At 70.2% G+C, this 18106-nt stretch carries 12 protein-coding genes and 2 pseudogenes; 6 read left to right on the forward strand and 8 right to left on the reverse strand.

Annotated elements, in window-relative coordinates; all coding sequences use genetic code 11:
* Window positions 1–232: 232 nt before the first annotated feature.
* Window positions 233–670 (forward strand): nucleoside diphosphate kinase regulator, encoded by a 438-nt coding sequence (gene rnk / locus RDV84_RS23120; RefSeq protein WP_057947046.1) that lies wholly within the window; start codon window positions 233–235, stop codon window positions 668–670.
* A gap of 1032 nt (window positions 671–1702) precedes the next feature.
* On the opposite strand, the gene RDV84_RS23125 is transcribed toward rnk, so the two are convergent.
* Both RDV84_RS23125 and RDV84_RS23130 read right to left on the reverse strand, forming a co-directional pair.
* Window positions 1703–3106: a heavy metal sensor histidine kinase gene (locus RDV84_RS23125; RefSeq protein WP_250443479.1), complete on the reverse strand. Its 1404-nt coding sequence runs from the start codon at window positions 3104–3106 to the stop codon at window positions 1703–1705.
* Window positions 3103–3810 (reverse strand): heavy metal response regulator transcription factor, encoded by a 708-nt coding sequence (locus tag RDV84_RS23130; RefSeq protein ID WP_057947045.1) that lies wholly within the window; start codon window positions 3808–3810, stop codon window positions 3103–3105. The genes RDV84_RS23125 and RDV84_RS23130 overlap by 4 nt, the downstream gene beginning before the upstream one ends.
* Window positions 3811–4283: 473 nt before the next feature.
* On the opposite strand from RDV84_RS23130, the gene RDV84_RS23135 reads away from it, so the two are divergent.
* Window positions 4284–4850 (forward strand): hypothetical protein, encoded by a 567-nt coding sequence (locus RDV84_RS23135; RefSeq protein ID WP_309151759.1) that lies wholly within the window; start codon window positions 4284–4286, stop codon window positions 4848–4850.
* Between the two features lie 19 nt (window positions 4851–4869).
* Here the strand turns inward: RDV84_RS23135 and RDV84_RS23140 are convergent, their stop codons facing one another.
* Both RDV84_RS23140 and RDV84_RS27060 read right to left on the reverse strand, forming a co-directional pair.
* Window positions 4870–5691: a glutaminyl-peptide cyclotransferase gene (locus tag RDV84_RS23140; protein WP_250443489.1), complete on the reverse strand. Its 822-nt coding sequence runs from the start codon at window positions 5689–5691 to the stop codon at window positions 4870–4872.
* 16 nt (window positions 5692–5707) lie between these two features.
* Window positions 5708–5833 (reverse strand): annotated as a pseudogene (locus tag RDV84_RS27060) (DUF6053 domain-containing protein); the annotation flags it as partial.
* On the opposite strand from RDV84_RS27060, the pseudogene parC reads away from it, so the two are divergent.
* The 4 genes and pseudogenes from parC to RDV84_RS23160 all read left to right on the forward strand — a co-directional run.
* Window positions 5775–8189, forward strand: a pseudogene (gene parC / locus RDV84_RS23145) (DNA topoisomerase IV subunit A); the annotation flags it as partial. The pseudogenes RDV84_RS27060 and parC overlap by 59 nt on opposite strands.
* Before the next feature lie 111 nt (window positions 8190–8300).
* Window positions 8301–8780, forward strand: a complete 480-nt coding sequence (locus RDV84_RS23150) for a hypothetical protein (protein ID WP_309151761.1) — start codon at window positions 8301–8303, stop codon at window positions 8778–8780.
* Between the two features lie 303 nt (window positions 8781–9083).
* Window positions 9084–9314, forward strand: coding sequence for an XAC0095 family protein (locus tag RDV84_RS23155; protein ID WP_309151762.1), 231 nt, complete (start codon window positions 9084–9086; stop codon window positions 9312–9314).
* 23 nt (window positions 9315–9337) lie between these two features.
* Entirely contained in the window at window positions 9338–9922 is a 585-nt protein-coding gene (locus tag RDV84_RS23160) for a hypothetical protein (protein ID WP_309151763.1), read from the forward strand.
* Between the two features lie 122 nt (window positions 9923–10044).
* Here RDV84_RS23160 and RDV84_RS23165 read toward each other — a convergent pair whose 3' ends face one another.
* From RDV84_RS23165 to RDV84_RS23180, 4 genes are all read right to left on the reverse strand, one after another.
* On the reverse strand, window positions 10045–10656 hold the full coding sequence (locus tag RDV84_RS23165) for a cysteine hydrolase family protein (protein ID WP_309151764.1): 612 nt from the start codon (window positions 10654–10656) through the stop codon (window positions 10045–10047).
* Between the two features lie 251 nt (window positions 10657–10907).
* The gene (locus tag RDV84_RS23170; protein WP_309151765.1) at window positions 10908–11816 is read right to left on the reverse strand and encodes a helix-turn-helix domain-containing protein; all 909 of its coding nucleotides are present in this window, start codon (window positions 11814–11816) and stop codon (window positions 10908–10910) included.
* Window positions 11817–12040: 224 nt separating this feature from the next.
* Window positions 12041–12547, reverse strand: a complete 507-nt coding sequence (locus RDV84_RS23175; RefSeq protein WP_309151766.1) for a hypothetical protein — start codon at window positions 12545–12547, stop codon at window positions 12041–12043.
* A gap of 332 nt (window positions 12548–12879) precedes the next feature.
* Complete coding sequence (locus tag RDV84_RS23180; protein ID WP_309151767.1) at window positions 12880–17118, reverse strand: autotransporter domain-containing protein; 4239 nt, start codon at window positions 17116–17118, stop codon at window positions 12880–12882.
* Window positions 17119–18106: the final 988 nt, after the last annotated feature.

Raw genomic sequence — 18106 nt, forward strand, 5'->3', positions numbered from 1 at the left:
AACGGGCGCGGACTCGGCAACGGGCGGCAGGCGGCGGGCACAAGGGGCATGGCGGAGTCGAGCGGCGAGCGCGGCCGGGGTTGCAGATCGATACGGCCCGGCGCGGCCCGCGGATGCAGCGCCGCGGCCGCGACCCGCGCGGCTTGAAGCGCGCGCGGCCGCGAGCTATGGTCCGGCCACACCCTTCGCGGGCGGCGCGCGTGCGCCGCCCGCTCTTGCTTTGGAGCCTGCGATGAACGACCGCCACCTGCCCCACCCCTCCGGCCTGCCGCCGCCGCTGATCGTCTCGCGCCTGGATTGCGAGCGACTGGAAGAACTGTTGGACACCCCGCAGGCCGCCGGCCTGGACACCAGCGGCCTGCGCCGCGAACTCGAACGCGCGCAACTGCGCGAACCGGCGCAGATGCCGGACGACGTGATCACCATGAACTCGGTGATCCGCTTCATCGACGAGGCCAGCGGCGAGGAACACGAAGCCGCGCTGGTCTATCCGCGCGACGCCGACGGCGGCGCGGGACGCATCTCGATCCTGGCCCCGGTGGGCACCGCCCTGCTCGGCCTGCGCGTGGGCGCGCGGATCGATTGGCCGTTGCCGGGCGGCCGGACCGCGTCCTTGCGCGTGTTGGGGCTGCGCTATCAGCCGGAAGCGTCGGGCGATCTGCATCGCTGAGGCGTGGGGCGGCGGTTTGCGGATCGCGCGCGCCGCGATCCGATCGACGCGATGCGGTTCCGCTGCCTGGTTCCGCCCCTGGTTCCACCCCTTCTCCCGCCTCCTCCCGCCCCGTCATTCCGGCGAAAGCCGGAATCCATTTTGCCGTTGCGTTTGCCGTTGCTCTTTGCTTGGACGCAACCCCACCCGAGGCCCACGTTCCGCAGACCCGGAGGGCGCGCGCATGGATGCGCGCGTGCGCCGTAGGGGCATGGATGCCCCTTACGGCGCATCCCCGCGAAAGGTGCTGGAACTAGTGGCTTGTGACCTTAAACAAGCGTTTTTCTTTGGCTACTTTCTTTTGTCGCGCTGACAAAAGAAAGTAGCTCGGCCGCTTGCGGACGAAAGCTTTTGATGTTCGCTTGTCGTCGCGCGACACATCGGTAACGGCGAAAGCAGTAGCAACGTCAACATGGGTTCCGGCTTTCGCCGGAATGACGGACGTGGGGTCGCGTATCCGACTGTAGGAGCGGCGCGAGCCGCGACCGCGACAACGCAACTACGACGAAACTTTTGCAATTGCCACGGTGGCGCGGTCGCGGCTTGCGCCGCTCCTACAGGGGGCGTGCCGCGGTGGGCTCTACGTTTGCGTGTGTTTACGCGTGACGACAAGCGAAGATCCAAAGCTTCCGTCCGCAAGCGGCCGGGTCACTTTCTTTGTCTGAAGCCACAAAGAAAGTAACCAAAGAAAAGGCCTTGTTTTTTCGGATCAAGAGCCACTATGGCTCGAAAGAGGCGCGGGGCCGCGCCATAAGGGACATCCTGTCCCATGGCGCGCGTGCGCATCCATGCGCACGCCCTCCGGGGCTGCGGGACGACTGCATCGGGCTCGGGGGCGAGCACGAGCAACGGCTGTTGCAACGGCAACGGAAACGGAAACGGAAACGGAAACGGAAACGGAAACGGAAAATCAAAATGGATTCCGGCTTTCGCCGGAATGATCGGATGGGTGTTCCGTCGGGCTCTTGCGAAATCTTGCGGATTCGAACGCGGCTACGGCGCCGCGAGGCTGAAGCCCACCGTCGTGCGGCCCTCGCCGCTGTTGGCGAACACGTTGCCGCCATGCAGCGAGGCGATCGCCTTGACGATCGACAGGCCCAGGCCGTGATGGCGTTCGCCGCGGTGTTCGCGCGCTTCGTCGACGCGGTAGAAGCGGTCGAACATCCGCACCAGGTGCTGCGGTTCCACGCACTTGCCCTCGTTGCGCACCGCCACGCTGGCGCCGCTGCCGCAGTCGCCGGGGACGGCCTCGCCGCAGCGCACTTCCACCACGATTTCCGAGCCCGGAGTGGCGTGCTGTACGGCGTTGTGCAGCAGGTTGGTCATCGCCCGGCGGAACAGCGAGGTGTCGATCCAGGCGTCGGCGGCGCCGTCGATGCGCAGGCGCATGCCCGCTTCTTCCAACAGGTATTCGAGGAACTCGCCGGTCTTGGCCACTTCCGCCGCCAGCGGCACGCACACCCGGTCCAGGGCGATGTCGCCCTGCCCGGCACGCGACAGGAACAGCATGTCGTTGACGATGCCGCGCATGCGTTCGAGTTCTTCGAGGTTCGAGGTCAGCACCTCGGTCAGCCGTTGCGCCTCGCGCGGGCGCTGCAGCGCGACCTGGGTCTGGCCCATCAGGTTGGTCAGCGGGGTGCGCAATTCGTGGGCGACGTCGGCGTTGAAGGCCTCCAACCGGGTGTAGGCCGCCTCCAGTCGGTCGAGCGCGCCGTTGAACGCGCCCGCCACGCGGCCGAGTTCCGGCGGCAGGTCGGTCGGCTGCAGGCGCTGCGACAGGTTGCTCGGGCTCAGCCGTTGCGCGTCCGACGACAGGCGCTGCAGCGGGCGCAGGCCGACCTGGGCGATCCAGTGGCCGAGCAGCGCCACCAGCGCGGCGCCGCCTAGGCCCAGCGCGACCAGGGCGAAGGCGAAGCTGCGCAGCGCGGCGCGGTAGGGCTGCGAGTCGATCGCCACCCAGATCCGCACCGGCGGCCGTTCGCCCTTGGCCGGGATCGTCTGCGCCAACACCCGGTACGGCGCGTCGCTGTCGGCCAGCCACAAGCGGCCCATGCCGCGGTCGGCCGCGCCGCGCGCCGCCTCGACCGGCGGCGCGCCCGCGCCGATCCGGAACAGGGCGCTGTCGCTCCAGGCCCACACCTTGGTGCTGCGATCGCTCGACACCAGGCTGTCGACCTTGTCCTCGACCTTGTGCCAGCGTTCGCGCAACTCGCACGCGTTGACGCTGCCGGCGACGTAGCGCAGCTTGGTTTCCAGCTCCGCGTGCTGGTAACGCACGATCTGGGTCTGCAGCACCTGGTACAGGGCGATGCCGACCAGGGCGAACACCAGCAGCGCGGCGCCGGCGAACATCGCCGCCAGGCGCCGGGCGATCGGCAGTTCGCGCCAGGGCGTCACGCCGGCGGCCTCGCGTTGGCCGCGGCGTCCTCGTCCTCGCGCGTCTCCAGCACGTAGCCCATGCCGCGCACGGTATGCAGCAGCTTGTTGCGGAACGGTCCGTCGATCTTCGCCCGCAAGCGCTTGATCGCCACTTCCACCACGTTGGTGTTGCTGTCGAAGTTGATGTCCCACACCTGCGCGGCGATCACCGTCTTGGACAGGATCTGGCCGCGGCGCTGGGCCAACAGCGCCAACAACGCGAACTCCTTGCCGGTCAGGTCCAGGCGGTTGCCGTCGCGGAAGGCGCGGCGCGCGAGCAGGTTGATCTGCAGGTCGCCGATGTTGAGTTCGGTGGATTCCTGCTGGCGCCCGCGACGCACCAGCGCCTGCAGCCGCGCCAGCAGTTCGATGAAGGAAAAGGGTTTCACCAGATAGTCGTCGGCGCCGGCGCCGAGGCCGTGCACGCGGTCGTCGATGCGGTCGCGCGCGGTCAGCATGATCACCGGGGTCTGCTTGCGCAGGCGCAGTTCGCGCAGCACGCTGAAGCCGTCCAGGCCCGGCAGCATCACGTCGAGCACGATCACGTCGTAGTCGAACTCGCGCGCCAGGTGCAGGCCGCTGTTGCCGTCGCGGGCCACGTCCACGCTCCAGCCCTGTTCGGCCAGTCCGTCGCGCAGGTAGTCGGCGGTCTTGGCTTCGTCCTCGACGATCAGCAACTTCATGGACGGTGCGGCTTCATGGGCGATGGCGGTGGACGGGGACCTGCGGGCATCCTAACCCCGTCCGGGCCGGCTCGCGTCCGGCGCCGTCCGGGCGGGCCCCGGCAAGACGGCAGGCGGCCCGGAAAGCGAAGAAGGAAGGCGGCGTCCTTGGAGAGAAACGCCGCCCATGGCCCGCGAGGGGAGAACGCGGACCATGCACGGACTGTAGGCGCCCGGCGCCTACGCCACGCTGTCGCCGCGCTGACAAATTCGTCAGCTGCCGGCCGTTGCCGGCGCCGATGCAGGCGCCGATGCGGGCGCGATCTTTGCGACGCGGGTAGCGGCTGCGCATCGCGCCGGGTCGCCGTCGCCGTTCGCCGCGCCGGGCTGGGTTAGCATCCGGGCATGCGCCCACCATCGCCTTCCGCCTCGTTCGACCGGCCCGCACCGCCGCGGCGGCGGCCGCTGCGCGCAACACGCGCGCCGGCATGCGCATGAGCGAAGCCGCCGGCGCTTCCCAGCGTGCGCCCTGGCAGGTCGACGCCACCTTGGTGGTCGACCCGGCGTTCGACGGCGGCGGCCGCCTGCGCGCCTGGGCGCGCCTGCCCGACGCCACCTGGCGCGCGCTCGCGCCGGTGCTGGCCGGACGCTACGACCGGATCGGTTTCGGCTTCGGTTTCGGCATCCGGGTCGGCGCCGGCAGCGAGGATTTCCTGCGCAGCGGCATCGCCCGCACCCTGGAACTGGAAGCGGCGCAGGCGATGCCCGCGACGCAGATCGACGGCGAGGCCTACGATCTGCAGGTATGCGAATTCACCGCCTACACCGCGTATCTGCTCGGCCGCACCGGCTTCAACCACTGGCATTCCACCGATCCGGAACTGTGCGCGGACGAGTTGTGCTTCTTCCGCGACGGCCGGATCGAGCTGCTGGCGCAGCCGTGGAATTCGATGCTGCGCTTCTTCGGCATCGAATACCGGCTGTTGCAGGACGTGCAAGCCGCGCATCCGCGCTTCGCCGGCTCGGTCTACGTGCGCGAAGGCGACCGCCTGCGCGGCTGAGGCGCGAGCGCCGGCGGCGTCAGCGCCTGGGCGCGGGTTTCGCCGGCGGCACCAGCTCGATCTGGAACAGGTTCGGCCACAGCTTGCCGGTCACGAACAGGCGGTCGCCCTTGGCGTCGTAGGCGATGCCGTTGAGCACGTCGGACCCGCGCACGCTGGTGCCGTGCCCTTGCAGCAGGCCGGACAGGTCGATCCAGCCGCGCACGTGGCCGGTCTTGGGGTCGATGCGGGCGATCAGGTCGGTCTGCCAGACGTTGGCGTAGATCTCGCCCTTGACCCACTCCAGCTCGTTGAGCTGGTCGACCGCGCGGCCGTTGTCGGTGACCCGGATGCGCGAGCGCTCGCGCAGCGTGGCCGGGTCGAGCAGGCGCAGCTGCGCGCTGCCGTCGCTCATGTAGACGGTGTCGGCCGAGCGGGTCAGGCCCCAGCCCTCGCCGGCATAGGCGAAGGTGCCCGCGGGCGAGAAGTCGCCGCGGTTGAACACGTAGCCGCTGCCGTTGGTCCAGGTCAGCATCAGCAACTGCTCGCCGCGGTCGGTCAGGCCCTCGCCGAACACCTCGGCCGGCAGGTCGCGGCGCTGCAGCACCTGGCCGTTCTCCAGCTTGACCTTGCGCAGCGAGGAGCGGCCGTTGAGGCCGGTGCTCTCGTACAAGTGCCCGTCCTTCCAGATCAACCCCTGGGTGAAGGCCAGCGAGTCGTGCGGGTAGCGCGCGACCACCTTGTAGGAATAGACCGGCGCGTCGGTGCGCGGCGCGGCCGGGCTCGGCGCGCAGGCGGCGGCGAGGACGGCGCTGAACGCGGCGACGGCGAGCGGACGCGGGGACGGACGGCGCTGGGGCATGGGCGGGTTCCGGTGGTCAGGCGCTGAGGATAGCGCCTGTGCAGGCCGCCGGTTGGCATGGGCGGGCTGTTGTGGGAGGGGCTTCAGCCCCGACGCCTTGCGCTAAGGTCGCGGCGATCCGGCACCAGAGCGTCGGGGCTGAAGCCCCTCCCACACGAGCCCCGGGCCGCCGCTCCCTTCACCCCCGTCGCACCTCCTGCGACCTGTCCCCGGGTAGAATCCGGGGCTCTGCCCCACCCGGTTGCCAGCTTCAAATGACAGATTCCGTACGTACGGCGTTCCACGGCTTCGAACAGATCCCGCTGCGCGAATACGCCGAACGCGCCTACCTGGACTACTCGATGTACGTGGTCCTGGATCGCGCCCTGCCGTTCCTGGGCGACGGCCTCAAGCCGGTCCAGCGCCGCATCATCTACGCCATGAGCGAGCTGGGCCTGAACGCCCAGTCCAAGCCGAAGAAGTCGGCCCGCACCGTCGGCGACGTGATCGGCAAATACCATCCGCACGGCGACAGCGCCTGCTACGAGGCGATGGTGTTGATGGCGCAGCCGTTCTCCTACCGCTATCCGCTGGTCGAAGGCCAGGGCAACTTCGGCTCGACCGACGATCCCAAGTCGTTCGCGGCGATGCGCTACACCGAGTCCAAGCTGACCCCGCTGGCCGAAGTGCTGCTGGGCGAGCTCGGCCAGGGCACGGTGGACTGGGACCCGAACTTCGACGGCACCCTGGAAGAACCGACCTGGATGCCGGCGCGGCTGCCGCACCTGCTGCTGAACGGCACCACCGGCATCGCCGTGGGCATGGCCACCGACGTGCCGCCGCACAACTTGAACGAAGTCGTCAGCGCCTGCGTGCGCCTGCTCGACGACCCGGACGCGACCACCCGCGACCTGTGCGAGCACGTGCTCGGCCCGGACTATCCGACCACCGCCGAGATCATCACCCCGCGCGCCGACCTGGTGCAGATGTACGAAACCGGCCTGGGCAGCGTGCGCGCCCGCGCCGTGTTCGAGAAGGACGGCAGCAACCTGGTGATCACCGCCCTGCCCTACCAGACCTCGCCGGGCAAGGTGATCGAGCAGATCGCCACCCAGATGCGGGCCAAGAAGCTGCCGTGGCTGGAAGACATCCGCGACGAGTCCGACCACGCCAATCCGACCCGGATCGTGCTGGTGCCGCGCTCCAACCGCGTCGACGCCGACCAGCTGATGGGCCACCTGTTCGCGACCACCGACTTGGAACGCAGCTTCCGCGTCAACTTCAACGTCATCGGCCTGGACGGCCGCCCGCAGGTCAAGGGCCTCAAGGCGTTCCTGAGCGAATGGCTGAGCTTCCGCGCTGACACCGTCACCCGCCGCCTGAACCACCGGCTGGAGAAGGTCGAGCGCCGCCTGCACCTGTTGCAGGGCTTGCTGGTCGCGTTCCTCAACCTCGACGAAGTCATCCGCATCATCCGCAGCGAGGACGAACCGCGCCCGGTGCTGATGAAGCGCTTCGACCTCACCGAAGAGCAGACCGACTACATCCTGGAAACCCGCCTGCGCCAACTGGCGCGGCTGGAAGAGATGAAGATCCGCGGCGAGCAGGCCGAGCTGGAGAAGGAACGCGAGCAACTGATCGCCACCCTCGCCAGCAAGGCCAAGCTCAAGAAGCTGATCAAGGACGAACTGCTGGCCGACGCCAAGAAGTTCGGCGACGCCCGCCGCTCGCCGCTGGTCTCGCGCAACGCCGCGCAGGCGCTGTCGGAAACCGAACTGGTCGCCAGCGAACCGATGACCGTGGTGGTCAGCGAAAAGGGCTGGGTGCGCGCGGCCAAGGGCCACGAGATCGACGCGTCCACGCTGAGCTACCGCGACGGCGACAGCCTGCTCGCGGCGGTGCGCGGGCGCAGCACCCAGCAGGTCGCGTTCCTGGATTCGACCGGCCGCGCTTACTCGACCCTGATCCACGGCCTGCCGTCGGCGCGCGGCAACGGCGAACCGCTGACCGGGCGGTTCTCGCCTGCCGCGGGCGCGTCGTTCCAGGCGCTGGCGGCCGGTGACAACGACATGCGCTTCGTTCTGGGCAGTTCTCATGGCTACGGCTTCGTCACCCGCTTCGAGAACCTCACCGGCCGCAACAAGGCCGGCAAGGCGATGCTGTCGCTGACGCCGAACGCCAAGGTCCTGCAACCGGCGCAGATCGGCGACGTCGAGCAAGACCGCGTGGTCGCGGTGACCAACGTCGGCCACCTGCTCGCGTTCCCGGTCGCGGAGCTGCCGGAACTCGACAAGGGCAAGGGCAACAAGATCATCGACATCCCCAAGGCCAAGCTCGGCACCGAGCGCGTGGTCGCGGTGGCGGTGGTGGCGCCGGGGCAGACCCTGAGCGTGAAGTCGGGCGCTCGGACGATGAGTTTGTCGTTCAAGGACCTCGATACGTATCTGGGGGCGCGGGCGACTCGCGGTGGGTTGTTGCCGCGCGGGTGGCAGAAGGTGGAAGGGTTGGCGGTCGAGTAAGGCCGCGTCAGTGCGCGGCCGGTCCGGCACGCCGGCCCAGCCGCGAGCTGCTCGGCGCAATGCCGCAGCGCTAGCTTCGCATCTCGTATCGATCGCCGGGGAGGCCAACGCGTGAGAAAGCATCTGGACGCTTTTTTCGGTGCGCTGGCCTTGTGTGGCTTCGCAGCGAGCCTGATCGTGCACCTGCGAACGTTCTGGGGTTACACCCTGGACCTGCCCGGCGGCGTACATCTGCTGCCGCTGGCCCTGCCGGTGGTATTCGCACCGTTGGTGCTCCAGACCTACCGCACCCCGCCGGAGCAACGCAACATCGTCGGCCTGCCCGGCGAACTGCCCTGGTGGGCGATCGCCGTGCTCATCGCAGTATTCGTGTATGCGGGGCTCAACTTTCTTGTGAGTGTCGTATCCAACGGCTCGCCCGAAGTTTCCGACGGCAGGTATGTGTTGCAGGAACACGGACGTGTGATCCGCGAGATCACCGCGCAGCAGTATCGCGAAGCGGTGGTGAGGCAAGTCCGTGGATTCAGCGGGCACATGCTGCCGTTTTATCTGATGCCGGCGATCTGGTTCTTGGTCGCCAAGAAGGCGTAGCGCTCCGCTATCGGCTGAATGCGACGCTGTCCTATTGACAGCGACTTATGCGCGGAAGCAATCTGCGCGTGGAGCCTAGAAACTCCTTGTACAACGGAATCCACCCCCGAAAGATTTGGTGGTTTTTTTGCGCCTGCGATTTCGCAGGTGCGCTCGGCGTATGCGTCATGCGTCGGGAGGGCGGCTAATACAACACCCGCGAGGGGAATACGCCCGCCGTTTGTACACGGTTTCTAGCCTCCCGACTTCCCGCCTGCGAATCCGCGCAGGCGGCTGCATGCCTCATGGAATGGAGCGCCGCTTATGCCACGCAAGCCCCCGTCCGCTTTCTGCGCGGACAGCGTTGTGCTGCCTCTGGATGCGTATCTGGAACTGCAGAAGTTCCACGATGAGTTGGTCGGCATCGCCGACACCATCGATCCCACCCCGCACTCGCCCGGAGTTCGCAAGCCCGAGCAATCCCGTCGCCGTGCGCTCGCGCACGTGTTCCGTTTGTGGGCGCGCCAGATCGAGCGCAGTTTGGTTGCGTCCTAAGCGGCTCAACGTCGGCATGTTCCGTGCAGGCGATCCCACGCGCCACCGGCATCTGCGCACCTGTCGATAGCGATGTGCTCGGCTACATAGGCCTTGCCCAAGGCAAACGCGTAGGCAAGCAAGGCCAACGCCGCCGCGGTGCCCGCGACCGCGGCGACCACGATCAGGGCGGACCTGATTTTCTTCGCGTTGCCCATCCGTTTCCCGATGACCCGACGGCCTGCACGTCCGCAGTTTTACACCGCACGCCGCCGAACGCGCCAGAGCTTGCCGACTCTGGCGAGGCCGTCTTGCCCACCCTGCCCAAACGACACCGCTGGCCCGAACCGTCCCATTTCCGCCAGCCCGCGCAACGCCGCGCGGGCGTAGGCTCAATGCACGCGCCGTCGGCGCGGCGCGGCGATCCCGCGCAGGATCATGGAGTGGAGATGGATATGAATCGCGAAAAAGCCGAACAGGTCGCGGCGCATCTCGCCGCGGGGATGCTGGCCAGCGGCCAGTACGCCATGAGCGAGGACACCGGCGGCGACGCCGAGTTCGTCGCGTCGTTGTACAACGCCATCGTCGACAAGCTGGTCGCCGCGCGCGCGGGCGACGCCGGCGGTTGAGGCGCGACGCGCGGGAGACGGCCTTCGTCGCGCCCCGTGCATGTGCCGCGTTGCGCGCGCTGCCTGCGGCGTGCGTGCACATCGAACGGCGGCGGCGCAGTCGGCCCGCCGCCGTTTTCGTTTCAGGCCATCGGCAATGCGAGCACTTCGTCGGTGCTGAGAATCGCGCCGAAGGTGTCGTCGATGCTCGCCAGCGCGGCGCGGTGCAGGTCCGTGTGCGGCAGCACGCGGCCTTCGCCGGTGTCGAGGTCGCGGGTGGCGCAGGCATCGCTTGCGACGATCACTTCGTAACCCAACGGCACCGCGTCGCGCGCTGCGCCGGCAACGCAAGCGTGGGTCATCAGGCCGGCGATCAGCAGGCTCTGGATGCCGTCGCGCTGCAGTTGCCGATGCAGGTCGGTGGTCGGGAACACGCTGACCGAGCTCTTGCGCACGACGCGGTGATGCGCCGCGGGTTGCAGGTCGGCGTGGAAACGCACGCTGTCGCTGTCCTCGGCGAAGATCGGCGTGCCCGGCGGGGTTACGTGCTGGACGTGATAGACGACGATGCCGTTGGCATCGGCGCGGTCGATCAGGCGACGCGCGTTGGCCAGCGCCTGCGCGCCGTCGGGGACCGGCATGCGGCCGCTGAAGTATTCGTTCTGGAAATCGATGACCAGCAGCGCGGTCTTGCCGGCGGGCAGCGATTGCGGCGCGGCGGCGCCGGCGATGGTGCGGATGGTGGGATGGTTCATGACGGATTCCGTGGTGGGCGATGGGCAAGCCGCGCCCGTCCGGCGGCGATGGGCCGTCGGTTGTTCGCGACAAGGGGGCGTTGCGGTCGTCGTCCGCATGCGCTCGATGGCGGCCGCGGCGGCTGGAGCGAACTCTAGGCGCGGCGCCGCGGGGCGGCAATTAAGCCGAATGCTGGACGCTTAAACGATCGTCCACGGCGGCGCTGCCGCGACGCGTCGCGCCGGCCCGCGCCGCGACGCTTCACCTCGCCTCACCCCTCGCGCCTTCGCGCCGCGCCCGGCGGCTCGCCGGCAATGGAACGGAACGCCAGGTGCATGCCGACCACGCTCGCGTAGCCGACCTGTTGCGCGACCGCCTCCTGCGGCAGGTCGGTCGTACGCAGCAGGCGCCGCGCCTCGGCGACGCGGATGCGCGCCAGGTGCCGCGCGGGCGGCTCGCCGACCAGCGCGTTGAAGCGCGCCGACAGCGCCGACTTCGACAGGCCGGCGTGCGCGGCCAGTTCCTCCAGCGAGCATTTCTCGCCGAAGTGGGTGTACATGTAGTACAGGCAGCGCGCGATGCGCGGGTCGCGCAAGGCCGTGTCGGCCTGCTCCTCGCCCGCGCGCACGGCGCCGGCGACGGCCAGTTCCAGGGCCAACGCGTAAATCAGTTCCAGCGCGCGCAGCAGCACCGGGTTGCGCAACGCGGCGGCGCGTTCGAGCTCGCGGCTGAGGCCGTGCAGCGCGTGGCTCAGCATCGGTTCGCCGGCGATCGCCGCGGCCGGCGCGATCATCACCGGCGCGAACAGCCGGCACAGCGGCATCGCGCTGGTCGCGTCGTAATGCAGGCCGGCGCAGAGCACGCGCGGCGCCGCGTCGCCGTGCGCGTCGGCCGCTTCGCCGCGCAGCAACGCGGCCGGCAGTTCGGCGTCGGCCGCCGCGCCGCCCATGCGTTCGGCCACGCTGTGCGGCAACAACGCGAGATCGCCCTCCTGCAGCACCAGCGCGCGGCCACGGTCGTCGAGTTCGACGCGACCGTGGGCGGCGTACACGAACAAGGCGTTGGCCGAATCCGCGCCACCCTCGCGCCAACGTTGCGGCCGGCCGGTATCGCAGACGAAGCGCGCCTCCAGCCGGACCCGGGTCAGCAACGCGATCAGCAAGTCGGCTTGTTGCAGCATGCGAGGGACTCGGCGGAGGCGCGCGGCGGAGTGCGCCGACGATACGCCCGCCGCGGCGCCGCTGTCAGCGCCGTTTCGCGCAACGGCCCGGCCCGGCAACATCGGCCGCGCCCGGGTCGGGCGGCGCGCAAAGGCCGGTGATGGCCTCGCCGATCGCGAAGAAACCGCGGACGCGGCAAGCGCCGCGTCCGCACGACACGCCCGTCATCGCGGGCGGACTGCGCTCAGTACGAACCCACCGGCCGCGGCCGCGGCTCGAACATCGGCACGACCGTCCCGGTCGCCGCGCTGCCGTCGGCCTTCCACACCAGCGTCTCGGCCGGGAATTCTTCCTTGCGCGTCATCGCATCGACCTGCTTGGCGATCAACTGCGCGGCGCCCTGGACCTCGGGGTTCCAGGCGAACACGCCCACCTGGCCGTACCACACCGCCGGCGTGGCGGCATCGAGGCGGCGGTCGGGGCACATCGTGTAGTTGCGCTGGGCCAGCACCCGCAGCGCGCCGACCGGGACCGCGCGCACGCCCGGCGTGGTGCGCTCCTTGGAATGGCCGGGGCACAGGCGCGAGGCCTTGGCGATGGCCGATTCGTAGACTTCGTTGTCGCTCTGCGCGTGGGCGGCGCCGGCGCCGAGCAACAGCGCGGCGGCGAGCGGAAGCGACAGGCGGCGTGAAGCGAGGCGGCGCGAAGCGGGACGGGGCGAAGCGGGGCGCGACGTGGCAAAGCTCGACATGGCGAAACTCCTTGTTCGGCGACTGCGAGGGGCATCGGGGGATGCCCGCGGGGCATGGCCCGGCGCGGATCCGATCCGCGCCGCGATGGGCCGCCGGCAGGATAGCCAATGCGTCTGCGGGGAATGTGAGGACGAAGTTAGCCGGGAGCGGGGCCGGCATCGTCCAGGCACGCAGCGCGCGTTCGCCGCGGGTATCGGCGACGGTCGCCGACGTCGCGCCGTGGCGAGCGTCCGCGTCGCAAAAAAAAGCGGGAGGAGCATTCGCTCCTCCCGCCATAGTCGTCGCGCCGCACGGATGCCGATGCGGCGGGCCCGGCCTGCGGGCGCGCCGCTCAGCGGCCGGCGTCGTTGCTTCCGGTCGACTGCGCCGCGGCCTGCGCAACCGGTGCTTCGCCGTCCACCGCCGCGGCCGCGCCGACGCGCGCGCTGCCCGGCGAGTACGACAGCAACAGGCCGAAGCTGGTGCCGGCGTCCAGGCCGCTGGCGTGCTGGCGACGCAGCAGCAGCGACAGGCGCCAGCGCTGCGCCAGCTCCATGTCCATGCCGGCGCCGTAGCTCAGCGCGTTGTCGCCGTAGCTGCGCAGCCGCAGCAGGTAGTCGTTGGCGGCCGGCAGGATCACGTAGTTCAGGCGCACGTCGCTGCGATCCTCCAGCGCTTGCCGGTACTCGATCGTCCAGAACGGGCGGAACACGTTGCCGCGCGCGGTCAGGATCGGGAAGCTGCCTTCCAGGCCCAGCGCGGCGCCGCTGTTTTCCACGGTCTGCGAACCGTAATTCAGGTCGTAGATGCCGAGCCCGGTTTCGCGGTAGCCGTCGAGCTTGGTGCGGCTGCCGTCGAGGCGGCCGTAACCGGTCAGCAGCAGGCCGCTGGCGCTGCCGTGCTCGTAGCCGGCGGTCAGCGAACCGAACACCTGGTCGCCTTCGCGATCGGCCGTGGCGATGGCCCCGGCGGTGGCGCTGTAGCGGCGGATGTCGTAGTCCAGCCGGCCCCAGCCGAGGGTGCCGTCGACGAACCAGCGCTCGCTCGGACGCCACAGGCCGTACAGCGACAGCGCGCGCTGTCGCGCTTCGATCTTGGAGCGACCGTCGTCGAGATCGGCGTCGTTCCAGCCGTAGCCGCCGGCCACGCCGAGCAGGAAGCGCTCGCCGATGCGCCAGTCGGCGCCGACGGTGAGGCCGTCGCTCTGGAAGTCGAAGCCGTCGCTGCGCGCGTTGCGGTCGCGCTGGCCGTTGCTGATGGTGCCGGCCGTCCACAGGCCCCAGCCCTGCGGCAGGCGCGAGCCGTCGATCTGCGCGATCTGCTCGCCGCTCAGCGACAGGCCGCCGCCGGCGCGGGTGTTGTAGCTCAGCGCGATGCCGTTGCTGGTGCGGTTGGCGCCGGCGTAGCGCTGCTGGCGCAGACGGTCGTTGATGTTGGACTGCTGCGCGGTGGCGAAACGCACCGCGGCGTCGGTCTGCGCCTGCAGGCCGCCGACCACGCTGGGATCGCGGGTCGGGTCGGGCCGGCCGGACACGGTCAACACCAGGCTGACGCTGCCCTGCAGATAGTTGGGGGTAGCCGCCTGGGTCGCGGTCAGCGTGGCCACGCCGGCGCCGACGATGGTCACGCGGCGGCCGCTGACGGTGGCCACCGCGGTGTTGTCGCTGGCGAAGGTGAAGGCGCCGGCGCTGTTGCTGCTCGGGTTCGGCAGGTCGAACGCCGCTTCGCCGTAGGTCTTGGCGATGTCGCCGATCCAGCTCAGCTGCGGGGTGGCGCCGCCGATCAACACCTGCAGCGCGACTTGCGGCGCGGCGGTGTAGTTGGCGTTGCCGGCCTGGTCGGCGGTCAGCGCGCAGGTGCCCGCGGCGAGCATGGTCACCGTGCTGCCGCCGACCGTGCACACCGCCGGCGAAGCGCTGGCGAACACCACCGGATTGCCCGAGGGGCCGCCGTCCGCCGACACGCTGAAGCTGCCGCCCGGCGTGTACACCGGCGCGGCCGGGTTGGCGGCGAAGTCGGTGATGGCCTGCGCCGCGGCGCCGATGGTCACGTCCAGCGTTACTTGCGGCGCCGCGCTGTAGTTGGCGTCGGCGGCCTGGTTCGCGGTCAGCGAACACTGGCCGGCGCTGAGCATGGTCACGGTGCTGCCGCTGACCGTGCACACCGCGGCCGTGGTGCTGGCGAACACCACCGGGCTGGTCGAAGCGCCCGGCGTGGCCGACACGCTGAAGCTGCCGCCGGCGGCGAACACCGGCGCGGCCGGATTCGCGGCGAAACCGGTGATGGCTTGCGCGGCCAGGGCGATGGTCACGTCCAGCGTCACCTGCGGCGAAGCGCTGTAGTTGGCGTCGCCGGCCTGGTTCGCGGTCAGCGAACAGGTGCCCGCGGCGAGCGTGGTGACCGCGCTGCCGGCGACGCTGCACACCGCCGGCGAGGCGCTGGCGAACACCACCGGGCTGGTCGACAGGCCCGGCGTCGCCGACACGGCGAACGTGCCGCCCGGCGCGTACACCGGCGTGCCGGGGTTGGCCGCGAAGTTGCTGATCGCCTGCGTCGCCGCGCCGATGCTCACGGTGAAGCTCGCTTGCGGCGCGGCGGCGTAGTTGGCGTTGCCGGCCTGATCGGCGTTCAGCGCGCAGGTGCCGGCCGACACGATCGTCGCGGTGTTGCCGCTGATCGTGCACACGCCGGTGCTGGTGCTGGCGAAGGTGACCGGATTGCCGGACGCGCCGCCGGTCGCGGACACGGTGAAGGTACCGCCCGGGGCGTATACCGGCGCGGCCGGATTCGCGGCGAAGCCGCCGATGGCCTGCGCGGCCTGGCCGATGGTGACGGCCAGCGAAGCCTGCGGCGCGGCGCTGTAGTTGGCGTTGCCGGCCTGGTCGGCGGTCAGCGAGCACACGCCCGCGGCGACGGTGGTGACCGTGCTGCCGGCGACGGTGCACACCGCCGGGCTGGCGCTGGCGAACACGACCGGATTGCCGGAGGCGCCGCCGGTCGCGGAGACGGTGAACGTGCCGCCCGGCGCATACGTCGGCGTGGCCGGGTTGGCGGCGAAGGCGGAGATCGCCTGGGCGCCCTGGGCGATCGCCAAGGTGTAGGCGCGGGTGCCGCTGAAGCTGTTGCTGGAAGTCGCCTGCACGGTGAAGTTGAACGAGCCCGCCGCGGTCGGCGTGCCCGACAGCGCGCCGCCGGTCGACAAGGACAGGCCCGGAGGCAAGGCGCCGGCGCTGACCGCGAAGTTGTACGGCGCGACGCCGCCGTTGCCGCTGCTGGCGGTGAGGGTTTGCGAATACGCCGTGTTGAGCGCGCCGTTCGGCAAGGTCGGCGGCGCCACCGTGACCGTCACGGTGGTGCAGGCGAGCGCGATGTTGGTGACGTCCGCGGCGATCGCCGCACCGCTGGCCGGGGTCGCCGTACATATCTGTCCGGCCGGCGAGCCGAGCACGCTGACGTTCCAGTTGGCGCCCTGCGGCAAGCGTGTGGGGAAGACGAAACTGGTCGCGGCCTGGGCCACGACGACTTGCTGACTGCCGGCCGGATTGGTCGACGCCAGTTGCAGGGTGACCGGGCCGGTCTGGCCGGCCGCAGTGCCGCCGACCGAGAAGGTCGGCGCCGCGAAACAGATCAGCGCCGCGCCGTTGCCGGTCTGCACGCCGTTGTTGAAGACCACGCCGGTCAGCGCGGTCGCGGACGAGCTGCCGCCCGCGCCGCCGCCGCCGCCGCCGTTCCAGTTCTGCTGGCACGCGGTGGTGCCGACGCCGGCACCGCCGCCGCCCGCGCCGACCGTGGCGCCGCCGCCGCCGCCGCCGCCGAAACCGGCGCCGCTGAAGGAGCCGGAGAAGTTGAACGAGTCGCCGCCGTTGCCGTTGGCGGCGTTGCCGGCCGTGGCCGGGAAGCCGCCGCATCCGGCGCCGCCGGCACCGCCGGTGCCGACCGCGCCGCCACCGCCGCCGAACGGGCCGGGACCGCCGGGCACGGTCGCGCCCGTGCCGCCGGTGCCGCCGCCGCCGACGCCGCCGTTGCCGCCGGCGATCACGCTGGTGGTGCTCCAGCCGGCGTTGCCGCCGCCACCGCCGCCGCCGGCGACGGCCACGCGGTTGCCGATGGCGTTGCCGTTGAGGCGCAGGTCGGTGGCGCCGCCGCCGATGCCGTCCACGCCCTGGCCGATGCCGCCGGGATTGACCGCCTGCGAGGCCTGTCCGCCGACCCAGATCGACAAGGCCGCGCCGGGCGTCACCGCCAGGGTGCCGCGCACCCGGCCGCCGAGGCCGCCGATGCCGCCGGGCGAATTGGGACTGCCGCCGATGGTGCCGGCGCCGCTGCGCCCGGCGCCGCCCTGGGCGCCGCTGAGGTAGACGGTCAGCGAGTGCACGCCGGCCGGGACCGTCAAGGTCTGCTCGCCGCCGGTGAAGCCGAACGCCGCCGGCGTCTCGCCGATCGCGCAGCTTTGCGCCTGCGCCGCGCCGGCCAGCCCGAGGCCCGGCAACAGCAACCAGGCCGCCCACCACGCCGCACCGCGGCGGTCCCCGCGCCCGCGCAAGCCCGCACCCGCGGGCACCAGCGCGCCCGAGCGCACCGCCCTTCTCATCGAACCGATCATGTTTGCCCCCGACACAGCGCCCCCAAGGCACCGCGACTATCCCGTAACCCCTGACGACGCCGAAGTGCGACGCGCCCCGTATGCATGCCGGGCGCGACCGCCCGGCCTGCTACCGTCCACAACCGTCCCCTTCGGCTCGGTCGTCCGGACGTCTTGCCGCCTGGAAATCCAGACGCATTTCCCCCTGTTACGGGAAACGAGTGCGATTCAGGTCACTAATTTGGGCCATTTAGACGTACGGGATCGGATTGCGCAGGTCCTGGCGCGAAAGCCGGCGCCTCCCGCCCCGTCGTGGCGGCAACCGCCGCCGCGGCTGACCGCGATTCGCCCCGTGGCTACAATAGGCGGATGCCGCGGCGTCGCCTCCCGGCACGGACGGGACCGCCCCCGGAACCGTCCGGCCCCGGAGAACCCGCATAAGCCATTGATTTCAAAGCCGGCCCCGTAGCTCAGCTGGATAGAGCATCCCCCTCCTAAGGGGATTCACAGGGATATTCACCCAATACAATCAATGACTTGGATGTCGCTGTGCGCGGCAATGTTGCACAAGTTGAGTTCTGATTAGCACGTCTAGCACAGGCTCAAATAGGACGGTCTCCTGACTCGATCCGGCCGAAATACTATCAGCGACCACCCCACCGAATCTGTTCCCGCGTGCGCCTGGGCAGAACCGGCCTGTGGCGGCGCTGGGGCACTTCTGCGGCGATCCTGGCAGCGTACTTGGCCACCCACCCAGCAATCCAGCGAACGGCCTCCTCCTCACGTTCAAAGGCCGTCCAGCGGCTGACCTTGAAGTACTCCCGGTAGGCGCCAGTACAGGCCTCCCACCCTCCACCCTTCCGTGGCATGGCCAGGGCCACCCAGACCTCCTTGTCGATCACGATGATGTGAGCCGACTTAAGGTCAGTGTGGGCACTGTTGGCCCAGGTAAAGCGATCTGGCAGGGGGTGGCGCAGCGACGGGTCCATGCCGGGGA

Source organism: Lysobacter yananisis (genome assembly GCF_031199375.1).
In the GTDB taxonomy this organism is placed as follows: Bacteria; Pseudomonadota; Gammaproteobacteria; order Xanthomonadales; family Xanthomonadaceae; genus Lysobacter; species Lysobacter yananisis.

Excerpts from the sequence above, each read along its gene's own strand:
- rnk (WP_057947046.1), top strand. The coding sequence starts at position 233 with ATGAACGACCGCCACCTGCCCCACCCCTCCGGCCTGCCGCCGCCGCTG.
- RDV84_RS23130 (WP_057947045.1), bottom strand. The coding sequence starts at position 3,810 with ATGAAGTTGCTGATCGTCGAGGACGAAGCCAAGACCGCCGACTACCTG.
- RDV84_RS23135 (WP_309151759.1), top strand. The coding sequence starts at position 4,284 with ATGAGCGAAGCCGCCGGCGCTTCCCAGCGTGCGCCCTGGCAGGTCGAC.
- RDV84_RS23140 (WP_250443489.1), bottom strand. The coding sequence starts at position 5,691 with ATGCCCCAGCGCCGTCCGTCCCCGCGTCCGCTCGCCGTCGCCGCGTTC.
- RDV84_RS23155 (WP_309151762.1), top strand. The coding sequence starts at position 9,084 with ATGCCACGCAAGCCCCCGTCCGCTTTCTGCGCGGACAGCGTTGTGCTG.
- RDV84_RS23165 (WP_309151764.1), bottom strand. The coding sequence starts at position 10,656 with ATGAACCATCCCACCATCCGCACCATCGCCGGCGCCGCCGCGCCGCAA.
- RDV84_RS23170 (WP_309151765.1), bottom strand. The coding sequence starts at position 11,816 with ATGCTGCAACAAGCCGACTTGCTGATCGCGTTGCTGACCCGGGTCCGG.
- RDV84_RS23175 (WP_309151766.1), bottom strand. The coding sequence starts at position 12,547 with ATGTCGAGCTTTGCCACGTCGCGCCCCGCTTCGCCCCGTCCCGCTTCG.
- RDV84_RS23180 (WP_309151767.1), bottom strand. The coding sequence starts at position 17,118 with ATGAGAAGGGCGGTGCGCTCGGGCGCGCTGGTGCCCGCGGGTGCGGGC.